This is a genomic window from Streptomyces sp. NPDC092296 (assembly GCF_044755465.1).
Lineage (GTDB): Bacteria > Actinomycetota > Actinomycetes > Streptomycetales > Streptomycetaceae > Peterkaempfera.
The window spans coordinates 208,923-220,804 of the sequence record NZ_JBIVRB010000007.1 but is presented as its reverse complement, the minus strand read 5'-3'; the positions used below and the strand labels follow the sequence as shown (position 1 = coordinate 220,804).

General features: G+C 72.5%; 12 protein-coding genes. 4 read left to right on the top strand and 8 right to left on the bottom strand.

Features of this window, described 5'->3' with window-relative positions:
* Positions 1-2 precede the first annotated feature (2 nt).
* Positions 3-842 carry a phosphatase PAP2 family protein gene (locus tag ACIQGZ_RS18800; protein WP_402603055.1) on the bottom strand — a complete coding sequence of 280 codons (840 nt, stop codon included), beginning with the start codon at positions 840-842 and terminating at the stop codon, positions 3-5.
* A gap of 56 nt (positions 843-898) precedes the next feature.
* Here ACIQGZ_RS18800 and ACIQGZ_RS18795 point away from each other — a divergent pair, with 56 nt between their 5' ends.
* Together ACIQGZ_RS18795 and ACIQGZ_RS18790 are read left to right on the top strand one after the other, a co-directional pair.
* Positions 899-1,702: a TetR/AcrR family transcriptional regulator gene (locus tag ACIQGZ_RS18795; protein WP_402603054.1), complete on the top strand. Its 804-nt coding sequence runs from the start codon at positions 899-901 to the stop codon at positions 1,700-1,702.
* A gap of 16 nt (positions 1,703-1,718) precedes the next feature.
* Positions 1,719-2,357, top strand: a complete 639-nt coding sequence (locus ACIQGZ_RS18790; protein ID WP_402603052.1) for a histidine phosphatase family protein — start codon at positions 1,719-1,721, stop codon at positions 2,355-2,357.
* Positions 2,358-2,416: 59 nt separating this feature from the next.
* On the opposite strand, the gene ACIQGZ_RS18785 is transcribed toward ACIQGZ_RS18790, so the two are convergent.
* Positions 2,417-3,244, bottom strand: coding sequence for a pentapeptide repeat-containing protein (locus ACIQGZ_RS18785; RefSeq protein WP_402603050.1), 828 nt, complete (start codon positions 3,242-3,244; stop codon positions 2,417-2,419).
* An 84-nt stretch (positions 3,245-3,328) separates the two neighbouring features.
* On the bottom strand, positions 3,329-4,675 hold the full coding sequence (locus tag ACIQGZ_RS18780) for a tetratricopeptide repeat protein (protein ID WP_402603049.1): 1,347 nt from the start codon (positions 4,673-4,675) through the stop codon (positions 3,329-3,331).
* Positions 4,676-4,912: 237 nt separating this feature from the next.
* On the opposite strand from ACIQGZ_RS18780, the gene ACIQGZ_RS18775 reads away from it, so the two are divergent.
* Both ACIQGZ_RS18775 and ACIQGZ_RS18770 read left to right on the top strand, forming a co-directional pair.
* Entirely contained in the window at positions 4,913-5,362 is a 450-nt protein-coding gene (locus tag ACIQGZ_RS18775) for a hypothetical protein (protein WP_402603048.1), read from the top strand.
* A 54-nt stretch (positions 5,363-5,416) separates the two neighbouring features.
* A complete protein-coding gene (locus ACIQGZ_RS18770; protein WP_402603047.1) occupies positions 5,417-6,289 on the top strand; it encodes a spermidine synthase in 873 nt (290 codons plus the stop codon).
* An 18-nt stretch (positions 6,290-6,307) separates the two neighbouring features.
* On the opposite strand, the gene ACIQGZ_RS18765 is transcribed toward ACIQGZ_RS18770, so the two are convergent.
* The 5 genes from ACIQGZ_RS18765 to ACIQGZ_RS18745 all read right to left on the bottom strand — a co-directional run bounded on the left by ACIQGZ_RS18765 (position 6,308) and on the right by ACIQGZ_RS18745 (position 11,755).
* Positions 6,308-6,541, bottom strand: coding sequence for a hypothetical protein (locus ACIQGZ_RS18765; protein WP_402603046.1), 234 nt, complete (start codon positions 6,539-6,541; stop codon positions 6,308-6,310).
* 196 nt (positions 6,542-6,737) lie between these two features.
* A complete protein-coding gene (locus tag ACIQGZ_RS18760; RefSeq protein WP_402603045.1) occupies positions 6,738-8,216 on the bottom strand; it encodes a GH1 family beta-glucosidase in 1,479 nt (492 codons plus the stop codon).
* Positions 8,217-8,334: 118 nt separating this feature from the next.
* On the bottom strand, positions 8,335-9,246 hold the full coding sequence (locus tag ACIQGZ_RS18755) for a carbohydrate ABC transporter permease (RefSeq protein WP_402603044.1): 912 nt from the start codon (positions 9,244-9,246) through the stop codon (positions 8,335-8,337).
* Between the two features lie 5 nt (positions 9,247-9,251).
* Positions 9,252-10,256 (bottom strand): carbohydrate ABC transporter permease, encoded by a 1,005-nt coding sequence (locus ACIQGZ_RS18750; protein ID WP_402603043.1) that lies wholly within the window; start codon positions 10,254-10,256, stop codon positions 9,252-9,254.
* A gap of 131 nt (positions 10,257-10,387) precedes the next feature.
* Entirely contained in the window at positions 10,388-11,755 is a 1,368-nt protein-coding gene (locus ACIQGZ_RS18745) for an extracellular solute-binding protein (protein ID WP_402603042.1), read from the bottom strand.
* Positions 11,756-11,882: the final 127 nt, after the last annotated feature.

Below are 11,882 nucleotides of genomic sequence, written 5' to 3'. Positions count from 1 at the left end.
GTTCAGCTGGTGGGGACCGGTTCGTCCTGGGGGTGGGGGGATTGGGCGGGGATGTGGGCGGCCACCACGGCGGGGCGGCGGGAGCGGTCGGTGAGGCGGAGGGCGGGGGCGGCGAGCAGGGCGCCCAGGCCCATCACGGCGCAGCCGGCGACGGCGTCCAGCAGGTAGTGGTTGGCGGTGCCCATCACCACGACGGCGATCAGGACCGGGTAGAGCAGCCCGGCCACCCGGACCGCCAGGTGCCGGGCGGAGAACCAGAGCATCAGGCCGCACCACAGCGCCCAGCCGACGTGCAGGCTGGGCATGGCGGCGAACTGGTTGGTGAGGTCGCCCATGCCCTTGGGGGCGCTGGCCTCGCCGCCCCACCAGCCGATCCCGGCGTGCTGCCGCATCGAGTCGGTGAAGCCGTACGAGGCCTCCAGCAGCCGGGGCGGCGCGGTCGGCATGGTGGTGAAGCCGATCAGGCCCAGGACGGTGGATATGCCCAGCCAGGTGCGGGCGTGCCGGTAGCGGTCGCCGTGCTTGCGCCAGACCCAGACCAGGACGGCGGGCGTGACCAGGTAGTGGAGGGTGGCGTACGCGAAGTCGGCCGGCACCGCCAGCCAGGCGTGCCGGGTGAAGGCGTCGTTCAGCCAGTGCTCGGGCGCCAGGTGCAGCCAGGTTTCGGCGGAGAGCAGCCGGTGCCCGTTGCGCAGCGCCTCCGGCAGGCCGCCCGCGACCACCAGCCGGCTGCCGTCGTACGCGGCGTAGATCAACGCGACCAGCAGCAGTTCGCGCCACCAGTGGCGAGGGCGGCCGTCGAGTGGGCGGCCGTCGAAAGGGCGGGCGGTCTGCGATGACATGGTGATGAACTCCGGGCGACTAACGAGGCGTACGGGCTACCGTACGTTGTACGTTAGTGGCGTACCACAGCGGCCCGGAGTCGATTTCCGGGAACGGGGAACGCGACCACCACCTCACCGACAGCAGTGCCGCCATGTCCGAACAGAACCGCCGCAGGCCCCGCGCCCCCCGCAACTCGCTCAGCGCCGAGCTGATCGTCGACACCGCCCTGCGGCTGCTCGACGAGCGCGGCATCGAGGGTTTCTCGATGCGGGCGCTGGCCGAGGAGCTGGGGGTGGGGACGATGGCGCTCTACACCTACTTCAGCGGCAAGGACGAGCTGTTCCGCGCCGCCCGCGAGCGCGTGTTCGCACAGGAGCCGCCCCCCGCGCGCACCGACGCGCCCTGGTACGAGCAGCTGAGTGACGCCTGCCTCGCGCTGTACCAGCTGTTCACCGGCCGCCCCTCGGTGCTGCGGCTGCTGGCCGAGCAGCACCGGTCGGAGCAGCCCGCCGAGCAGGCACCGGTCGGCGGGGCGGTGGCGATGATGGAGCACATGCTGGGGCTGCTGCGGGGCGCGGGTCTCGGCCGCGAGGAGGCGGCGCGGGCGCAGACGGCGCTGCTCCAGTACACGGTGGGGGCGGCGCTGCGGGCGGACCGGGCGCGCTGCGCGGGCGCGGAGGGCAGGCGGCGCTTCCGGGAGCGGCTGGAGACGCTGTCGGCGGAGGAGTTCCCGCTGATCGTCGACCTGGCGCCGGAGCTGGCGGACGCCCAGGAGAGCGCCGCGCAGTACGCCTTCGGGCTGGCGCTGATGCTCGGCGGGCTGCGAACTGCGGGATCATGGGGGGAGGCGGGGCTCCCGCCCCCGTACCACTGCTAGAGGAGGCACGGCCCTCATGCCCGCCCGCATCCTGCTCGTCCGCCACGGTGAGACCGAGTGGTCGGCCACCGGCCGCCACACCGGTCGTACCGACATCCCGCTCACCGAGGAGGGCCGCCACATGGCGCTCGCCCTCGGTGACCGCCTCAAACGCGCCCCATGGGGCGGCCTGCCCGACGCCGCCGTGTTCACCAGCCCGCTGTCGCGGGCCCGGGAGACCTGCGAGCTGGCCGGGCTGGGGGAGCGGGCGATCGACACGCCCGACCTGATGGAGTGGGACTACGGGGCGTACGAGGGGCGGACCGGCGACGACATCCGGGCCGACGGACACCCCGGCTGGGTGATCTGGCGGGACGGCGTGCCCGGCGGGGAGACCCTGGCCCAGGTGGCCGCCCGCACCGATGCCTTCCTGGACCGGCTCGCGGACGACCACGGCCGTCCGGAGCACGACACGGTCACCATGGACTGCGCCGACCGCACGGTGGTCGTCTTCGCCCATGGGCATCTGCTGCGGATTCTCACCGCGCGCTGGCTGGGCCTGCCCCCGGAGTACGGGCAGCGCTTCAAGCTCCGCCCGGCCTCGCTCTGCGTGCTCGGCTGGGAGTACGCCGCGCCGGCCGTGGAGGTCTGGAACGACACCTCTCACCTGGGCTGACCACCGCCGGGGCCGACACCGCCCTGGTGCCCGGGAACCTCCCGGGCACCAGGGCGGTGTCACCAGTGGGCGGGGCGGCTGAGGGCCGGGGGCAGCCGGGTGGCGGCGTCCCCCCTGGCCGAGTCGAGCTGGGGCTGGGTGAGGAAGAGGCTGCCGGTGAGGTCGGCACCGCGCAGGTCGGCGTCGCGCAGGTCCGCGCCGATCAGGTCGGCCGTCCGCAGGTCGGCCCGGCTGAGGTCGGCCGCGATGAGGTAGGCGCCGCGCAGATCGGCGCCCCGCAGCCGGGCGCCGCCGAGCCGGGCGCCGATCAGGTCGGCGCCCCGGTGGTTCCGCCTGCGGCCGGGGACGGCGGCGCGCACCAGTTCGCTGGTACGCAGCAGCAGCGCGTTGACGTCGGCGCGGAGAGCCGGCACGTCCAGCGCGATGAGGGATGCGGCGCTGCCGCCGCTGAGCCGGTCCAGCTCGCCCAGCGCGCGGCGCAGCTCGCCGTGCACCGGCCGGGCCGCCGGCCGGGCCAGGGCTTCGGTCACGTACCAGAGGAGTTCGTGGAGTTGCCGCATGACGGGGAACACCGCGAACATCTGCCGTGCGGTGCCCGGGTGCGAGCGCCAGTCCCGGCCGTCGAAGGTGGTCTGGGAGACCTTCTGGCCCGCGCCCAAGCAGTCGAAGACCGTGCAGCCCCGGAAGCCGCTCTCGCGGAGCCGGGTGTGGATGCCGCAGCGGAAGTCCGGCCGGAGGTTGGCGCACGGCGTCCCGGCGTCCTTGCCGACCGCGAAGTCGGCGGAGGCGGCGAAGGGCAGCGCGACGCAGCAGAGCCCGAAGCAGCTCCCGCAGTCGGCTCGCAGACCGAGGCCGTCCCGGTCGGGGGCTGGGCGTTCCTGGGACACCGTGGGTGCTCCTGTCGCAGGGGGTGGGCCGCCGACGAGCCTGCGGGACCGGGGGCGGCGCCGCAAACGGATATCGCCCCGGGCTCAGCCCGCCGCGTCGTACCGGTCCACGAACTCCGCGACCTCCGGGACGCCCCGGTGCCGGCGCAGCCGGCCGACGGTGCCGGCCAGCATGCCCTTGATCCGGGTCGAGCTGACCTCGCGCAGCAGCTCCAGGGCGTGCGTCCCGCTGACCGCCGCCGCCGCGAGGTCGCCGCCGCCGAGCTGGTCGTGGGCGAGCTCGGCGGTGTAGAGGGCGCGGTTGCGGACGAAGTGCGGGTCCTGGAGCCGCATGGCGCGGGTGGCCAGGTCGGCCGCCCGGGTCCAGTCGTCCAGCGCCGACCAGCACTGGGCCTCCAGCCCGGTGATCTCGGCCCGCCCGAAGAAGGACATCCACTCCGGGTCGGCGTCGCGGGCGCCCTGTTCGAAGTAGTGGTGGGCCCGTCGCAGCGCCTGCTCGCAGGAGGCGCGCTCCCGGAGCACCGCCCAGCCGCCGGCCTCCCGCATGGCGAGCAGCGCGAGCAGCCGGGGGGAGCCGATGTCCCTGGCGGCCTGCTGTGCCGCCTGGGCGGCGCGGACCGCCTCGCGGGGGCGCCCGGTGTCGCGGGCCAGGAAGGCGGTGTTGCAGAAGGCGTGGGCCTCCAGCGCCGGGTCGTCGGCCATCCTGGCGGTGGCGAGGGCCTCGGCGTAGAAGGAGCGGGCGTCGGCCAGCCGGCCGGAGTCATGGGCCAGCCAGCCGACCGAGATGGCGAGCTCACCGGCGCCGGACTGCAACCGCCGCTCGGTGTCGGCGGTGTAGTAGCCGGTGTTGAGCAGCAGATACGCCTCGCGCAGCGACCGGCCGGCCGAGTCGAAGAGGGCGTCGGCGCCCTGCCGGTCGTCCAGCACCCGGATGCGGCGGACGGCCTCCTCGACGACGGCCACCTCTTCGGGTCCCACCTTGCGGTGCTCGATCGGCGCGGCGTACGCGGGCTGGTCCAGCCCCAGCGCCGTCACCAGGGCGGCGGGGCCGCCTGCCATGAACGTGCGGCGATGCACGTCGTCGTTCTCCTCGTCGGTACGGTGCTGCGGGGCAGCGTGCGGTACGGCCTCGCCGCGCGGCGGGCCCACCCGGCGGCGTACGGTGCCGCGCGGGGCGAACCCCAGATCGGCCAGGGAGCGGCCCGGGAACATGTGCCGGAACACCCGCTCGTACGCGTAGTTGGGGCAGCGGATCTCCCCCGCCTCCACCCGCCCGATGTACCGGGCGTCGCAGGAGACGTGCTCGCCGATCTCCCGGCCCGCCCGCCTGACCCGGGCGGCGAACTCCCCGGGGGAGAGGTCGCCGCGCAGCTCGCGCATCACGTGGTTGGCCGGGGGCCGGTCCGCCGGGTCGAGAGGCGTGGGTGCCATGATTCGGTGCTCCCCGGATGGTTCTGCGTCCTGGCCGCCGTGGATCGTACGGCCGGAAGACGCCTCGACAGTACCGGGAGTCACAAATCGAACACTCGATATTTCGCAACAAACCGGACATGGCACGGCGCATCTGCCATGAAATGCCATAGCCTGCCCGCTGCACACCCGTGGCTCTCGTGCTCTCGGCGCGTTGTGCTGGACGGGGAGCTCGCCCCGTCGACAGTGGAGGTGCGCATGGGCGCCGGAGTGCCGCAGTCAGTGCCGCGTGCGGGCGGTGCCGTGCTTCCGCCGTCCGTGGTGAGCGGGCTGCGTGCCGCCGTCCGACGGGCGGCCGACAATGCCGGGTCCACCACCCAGCGGCTGCCGTACGACACCGTGGCGGTGCCGCTGCGGCACGGCCTGGAGACCGTCGACATCCTGCGGCTGCGCGGCGCGTGCGGCGCGGTGCTGGGCGACGCGGGCGGCACCCGGCTGCTCTTCCTGGTGCCGAGCGGCACCGCCGACCGCTGGCACCTGCCGGGCAGCTCCTGCACCCATGGCGCGTTCATCGGCCCGGAGCCCGGCTGGCTGGTCGCCCCCCCGGCGGCCGACGGCACCCTGCGGCCCACCGACCCCTGGGTGCTGCGCTCCGCGCTCTGCGAGGCGGCCGGCACCCTCCAGGCCGGCGGCTTCGGCCAGTACTGAGCCGCCCGCAGCCCGGGACGCGGGCCGGTCCACGCCCTCGCCCATACTGAGGGGATGGGACGCAGCAGACGAGCCGAGAGCCGTACGCCCGAGGTGGTCGCCCGCCGCACCGACTCCGGGCTCGCGGAGCTGATCCCGGACCGGGACCGGCCGCGCGGCTGGACGCTGCTGCTCGACGGGGCTCCGCAGTCGTACGTCGACCTGGACGACCCCGCCCATCTGTCCTTCGAGTACCAGCGGTGGCTGGGCCACATCGCGGACCTGGCCGCCCCGGCGGGCCGGCCGATCAGCGCGCTGCACCTGGGCGGCGGCGCCTGCACGCTGGCCCGGTACGTGGCGGCGACCCGGCCCCGCTCGCGGCAGCAGGTCGCGGAGATCGACACCGCGCTCACCGAGCTGGTCCGGGCCGAACTGCCGCTGGACCGGGGCTGGCAGCTCAAGGTGCGCGGCGCCGACGCGCGGGCGGTGCTGGAGCGGGCACCCGAGGGCGGCGCGGACCTGGTGGTCGCGGACGTCTTCAGCGGCGCCCGGGTGCCCGCGCACTGCGCCACCGAGGAGTTCGCCGCGCTGGCCGCCCGCGCGCTGGCGCCGGGCGGGCTGTACGCCGTCAACATCACGGACGGCGCGCCGCTGGCCTTCGCCCGCTCCCAGGTGGCCACGCTGCTGCGGATCTTCCCCGAGGTGGGGCTGGTGGGCGACCCGGCGGTGCTGCGCGGGCGCCGGTTCGGCAATCTGGTGCTGGTGGCCGGACGGCTGCCGCTGCCGCTGCCGGAGCTGACCCGGCGGGTGGCGGGCGACCCCTTCCCCGGCCGGGTCGAGCACGGCCGGGCGGTGGCCGACTTCACCGGCGGCGCGCAGCCGGTGACCGACGCGACCGCCGTACCGTCCCCGGCGCCGCCGCCGGGCGTCTTCGACGCGGCCCGCTGAGCGGGCGGCGCGGGGGCGTCAGGAGCCGCCGGGCAGCCCCCGGCGGCGGATCGCGGCGATGCCGCAGAGCAGCATCCCCGCCGTGATCGGGGTGAGGACCGCCGGACTGCCGGCCGAGGGCCCCGGCCGGACCGGCAGCTCGGCGGAGGTGACCGGTTGAGCGGCGCCGGCCGGCCCGGCGCCGAGGCAGCACAGGGCAGCGGCGAACGCCAGTAGGTGAACGGCCTTGCGGGTACGGTGAATTGCTCGCACGTGAGTGGAACGACCGCCGCCGGATGAGGTCACGTCCCAGGACACGGCGGCGGGGGTACGGCAGCGGGGGTACGGCCCGGCGCGTACGGCGGCCGGGCACGGCAGGGCGGACGCAGCGATCCCCTCACAGCCGCCGCGCCCGCCCTTACGACGGGGTGTCAGCCCTCCATGGCTCCCCGTCGGCCTTCCCTCCGGCCTACGCCAGGCCGTCGACCGGGGGGAGTCCGTGGCGCCCGATCACATCCGCGTACCAGCGGGCGCTGCTCTTGGGGATCCGGCGCTGCGTCGAGTAGTCGACGTACACCGCGCCGAAGCGCTTGCTGTAGCCGTACGCCCACTCGAAGTTGTCCATCAGCGACCAGAGGAAGTAGCCCCGGACGTCCACCCCGTCGGCGATGGCGCGGTGCACGGCGGAGAGGTGCCCGTGGAGGTAGGCGATGCGCTCGGGGTCGTTGACGGCGCCCTTGGGGTCGAGGTAGTCGTCGAAGGCGGCACCGTTCTCGGTGACCATCAGCGGCAGGTTCGGGTGCTCCCGGCCGACGGCCAGCAGCAGGTCGTGCAGACCGGTGTCGTCGATCGCCCAGCCCATCGCGGTGGTCTCGCCGGGCGGCAGGTGGAAGACGACCTGCTCGGAGCCGGGCCACGGGGAGTGGTCGCTCTTGCCGTGGGCGTCGTTGCGGGACGCCTCGCCGGCCGGCACCGCACCGTCGGGCGCCGAGACCAGCGTCGGGGTGTAGTAGTTGATGCCCAGCAGGTCGATCGGGCGGGAGATCTCGGCGAGGTCGCCGTCCTGCACCAGGGTGCCCCAGTCGACCAGGTGGGCGGTGTCCTCCAGCAGGTCCGCGGGGTACGCGCCGTTCAGCACCGGGCCGGTGAAGATCCGGTTGCCGACGGCGTCGATCCGGCGGGCCGCGTCCAGGTCCTCGGCGCTGTCGGTCAGCGGCCGCACCTGGTGCAGGTTCAGGGTGATCGAGGTCTGCGCGGTAGCGGGGAGTGTGGAGCGCAGAACCCCGATCGCCCGGCCATGGGCGAGGTTGAGGTGGTGGGCGGCCTTGAGGGCGGCGTCGGGCTCGGTGCGGCCGGGGGCGTGCACGCCCGATCCGTAGCCCAGGAAGGCCGAGCACCACGGCTCGTTGAAGGTGGTCCAGATCTTGACGCGGTCACCGAGCGCCTCCGCCATGATGGCGGCGTAGTCGGTGAAGCGCTCCGCGGTGTCGCGCACCGGCCAGCCGCCGGCGTCCTCCAGCTCCTGGGGCAGGTCCCAGTGGTAGAGGGTGGCGACCGGGGTGATGCCCTTCTCCAGCAGCTCGTCGGCGAGCGCGCGGTAGAAGTCCAGACCGCGCTCGACGGCGGGACCGCGCCCGGTGGGCTGGACGCGCGGCCAGGAGATCGAGAACCGGTAGGCGTTCAGGCCCAGGTCGGCCATCAGCGCCACGTCGTCGCGGAAGCGGTGGTAGTGGTCGGCGGCGATGTCACCGGTGTCGCCGTTGCGGACCTTGCCCGGCGTGTGGCTGAACGTGTCCCAGATGGAGGGGGTACGGCCGTCCTCGGCCGCGGCGCCCTCGATCTGGTAGGCCGCGGTGGCCGCGCCCCAGGTGAAGCCGGCCGGAAAGCTGATCGCGGCGGTCTGCTCGGTCAGCCGACCGGGCGTGGTCTCGGATCGTACAGCGGTCATGCGGGAGCGCTCCCAGAATGGGCGAGGGCGGGCAGGAAGGGAAAGCCGGCGGTGGTGGGGGCCCCGTACGGCCGCGCGAATCGGGGCGCGGCCGTACGGGAGGAGCGGCGGATCTGCGTCAGCTCTTGACGGCACCGGCGGTGATGCCGCCCACGATGTGCTTGCCGAGCACGGCGAAGACCAGCAGCAGCGGCAGGGTGGCGACCAGCGCGCCGGTCAGGATGATCGCGTGGTCGGTGGTGTGGTTGCCCGCGCCGAGGCCGGCCAGGGCCACCTGGACGGTCGGATTCTGCTGGCTCAGCGCGATGAAGGGCCAGAAGAAGTCGTTCCACGCCTGGACGAAGACCAGCATGCCGAGCACGGCCATCGCCGGGCGGGCGATCGGGAACACCACGTGCCAGATGATCCGCAGGCTGTGCGCGCCGTCCATCCGGGCGGCCTCGATCAGCTCCAGCGGCAGCGCCTCCAGCAGGAACTGCCGCATGAAGAAGACACCGAAGGCGGCCACCAGCGACGGCAGGATCACCGACTGGAGCTTGTCGCCCCAGCCCACCTTGACCATGATCTGGTACAGCGGGATCACGCTGAGCTGCGGCGGGATGGTCATGGTGGCGACCACCAGGGCCAGCAGCGCGTTGCGGCCGCTGAACCGGAGCTTGGCGAAGGCGAACCCGGCCAGCGTGGAGAAGAGCACGGTGCTGAGCGCCACAAAACTCGCCACGATGGTGGAGTTGAGCAGTGCGTCGCCCATGTGGACTTCGTTCCACGCCACATTGAGGTTGTGGAACAGGTGGCTGCCGGGCAGCAGCGGGGTCGGCGGCTGGACGATCTCGGTGTCGGTGCTGGACGCGGCAACGACCGTCCAATACAGCGGGAAGAGCGAGATCAGCGCCGCAGCGATCAGCACCACATAGGTGAGCGGGCCGGCGTCATGGGTCTTTCCGGCGCCGGACTTCTTCTTGGACCGGCGGCGGTCCGGACGGGCCGTGGCGAGCTCGGCGGTGCGCGGGGTGGCAGAGGAGAGGGTCATGGTGGTCAGCCCCCAGACTTCTTGCGGTTGATCCGGGAGATGATCGCCTGCAGTGCTCCGATGAGCAGCAGAAGCAGCAGCATCACCCAGGCGACGGCCGCGGCCCGGCCGAGCTGGCTGTTGGGCCAGCCGAGCTCGTAGAGGTACAGGCTCAGCGTCTGGTACTGGTGGGCCGATCCACCGCTGACGCCGACGCCGCCGCCGAAGAGCATCGGCTCGCCGAAGAGCTGGGTGGCTCCGATGGTGGAGACGATGATGGTGAAGATGATCGTCGGGCGGATCGACGGGATGGTGATGTTGATGAACTGCCGCCACCGGGAGGCGCCGTCGATGGACGCGGCCTCGTAGAGGTCACCGGGGACGGCCTGCATCGCCGCCAGGTAGATCAGCGCGTTGTAGCCGGTCCAGCGCCAGGTCACGATGGAGGAGATGGCGATCTGGGCGGGCCACTTGTCGCTCTGCCACTGCACCTTGTCGATGCCGACCCAGCCGAGGACCTCGTTGATGAAGCCGGAGTCGTAGTTGAACAGCTGGACGAAGACCAGCGAGGCGGCGGCGATCGAGGTGGCGTACGGAGCGAGGATCGCGACCCGGAAGAAGGTGCGGCCGCGCAGCCGGTAGTTGAGCATGTGGGCCAGGCCCAGCGCCATCAGCAGCTGCGGAACGGTGGAGATCACGCCGATGGTGAAGGTGTTGCTCAGCGCGTTCCAGAACTGGTCGCTCTCCCAGAGCTTGGTGTAGTTCTGGAAGCCGCGCCAGTCACCGGAGCCGCTCTCACCGAGCGAGAGCCGGTGCAGCGAGAGCCAACCGGTGTAGATCAGCGGGAACAGCCCGAAGGCCGCGAAGCAGATGAAGAACGGAGCGATATACGCGTACGGCGTCGCCTTGAGGTCGAGGCGGTAGAGCCGGCTGCGCCACGTCTGCCGGTCGGAGGGCGGCGCAGGACGGTGCGAGGCGGATGGCGACTGCGGCGGTCCGCCGCCGGCCGGCGTCCTCACGGAGGTGGCCACGAGTGGCGTCCTTCCCGGGATGGGTCTGGCGGTAAGTCAGGCGGACGGGCCGCCCGGCCGATGGTGCGTCGACCGGGCGGCCTCGCCTCACCCTGGGAGCCTTCGGACGGGCCCAAAGGCCCTGCCGAGGACTAGTTGTCGGTCTTGTCCTTGACCAGCTTCAGCACGTTGTCCCACGACTTCTTCGGGTCGACGTGGTGCTGCTCGATGTCCAGCAGGCCGTTCTTGGTGATGATGTCCTTCACCTGGCCGTCCCACGGACCGATCGGGGCCGGGACGGTGTCCTTGGCGATCTGGCCGTAGATCTTGCCGGTGGGGGCGTCATTGAAGTACGCCAGCTTGGCGTCCTGGACGGCCGGGCTGTCCAGACCGGCAACGGTGGAGGGGATGTTGCCGAACTGGGTGAAGATCTTCTCCTGCTGCGTGGCGGAGGTCAGCCAGACGGCCAGCTTGATGGCCTCCTCCTCGTGCTTGCCGCCCTTGGGCACGCCGAGGAAGGAGCCGCCCCAGTTGGCGGCGACGGGCGCGGCCGCGATGTCCCACTTGCCCTTGCCGGTGTCACCGGCGTTGGTCTGGATGGTGCCGGTCATCCAGCTCGGGCAGGAGACGGTGGCGAACTTGCCGGTCTTGAAGCCGCCCGCCCAGTTGCCGCCGTCGTCGAACTGCTGGTAACCGGTGCTCAGGCCGTCCTGGATGGCCTTGACCGCGGTGTCCCAGGCCAGCTTCACACCGGCGCTCTTGTCGTAGACCAGCTCGCCCTGGGCGTTGGAGTACTGCTCCGGCTGGCTGGAGACCACGGCGTTGAAGATGCCACCCGCGGAGTCCACGAAGTGGGAGCCGGCCGGCGCGTTCTTCTGGAACTTCTCGCCGACCTTGAGGTAGTCGTCCCAGCCGCCCGCCCACAGCTTGCCGACCTCGTCGCGGTCGGTCGGCAGGCCGGCCGCCTTGAACAGGTCGGTGCGGTAGCAGATGGCCATCGGGCCGACGTCGGTGCCCAGACCGATGGTCTGGCCGCCGGTGGTGGTGGCCTGCGCCCACTTGTAGGAGACCCAGTTGGAGGCCTGCACGCCCGGGGCCTTGCTCAGGTCCACGAACTTGTCGTACAGCTTCGAGGTGGCCTCGGCGATGTTGCCGACCTCGATGGCCTGGATGTCGTCCACGCCGCTGCCGCTGGCCAGGTGGAGCTTGAGCGCGTCCCAGTACTTGCCGGAGTCGGTGACGTTCTCCGGGACGATCTTGATGTTGGGGTGCTCGGCCTCGTACTGCTTGTACAGACCGGCCTCGTCGTAGCCGAACTGGCCGAAGGTGCCGATGCGCAGCGTGATCTTCTCGCCGCTGTCGCCGCCGCTGCTGCTGCTGGCGCCGGACGAGGCGTTGTCGCTGGTGCTCTTGTCGCTGCTGCTGCTGCTGCAGCCGGTGACCAGGGCCGCGCAGATCGCGAGCCCCGCGGCGGCGGCGATAGCGGCTCTGGTGCCGCGGGAGCTGCTAGTGGTGCGCATTCCACTCTCCTATTTCCAGGGTGGGTCCGGGGTGCGCCACGGGGAGTCCCCGCATGGCCGCGGTTGGGCGGCCGGTACGGGTTCGGTGGCGAGTCGAATTCACAAGTGGCAAAGCAGATGATGCAGA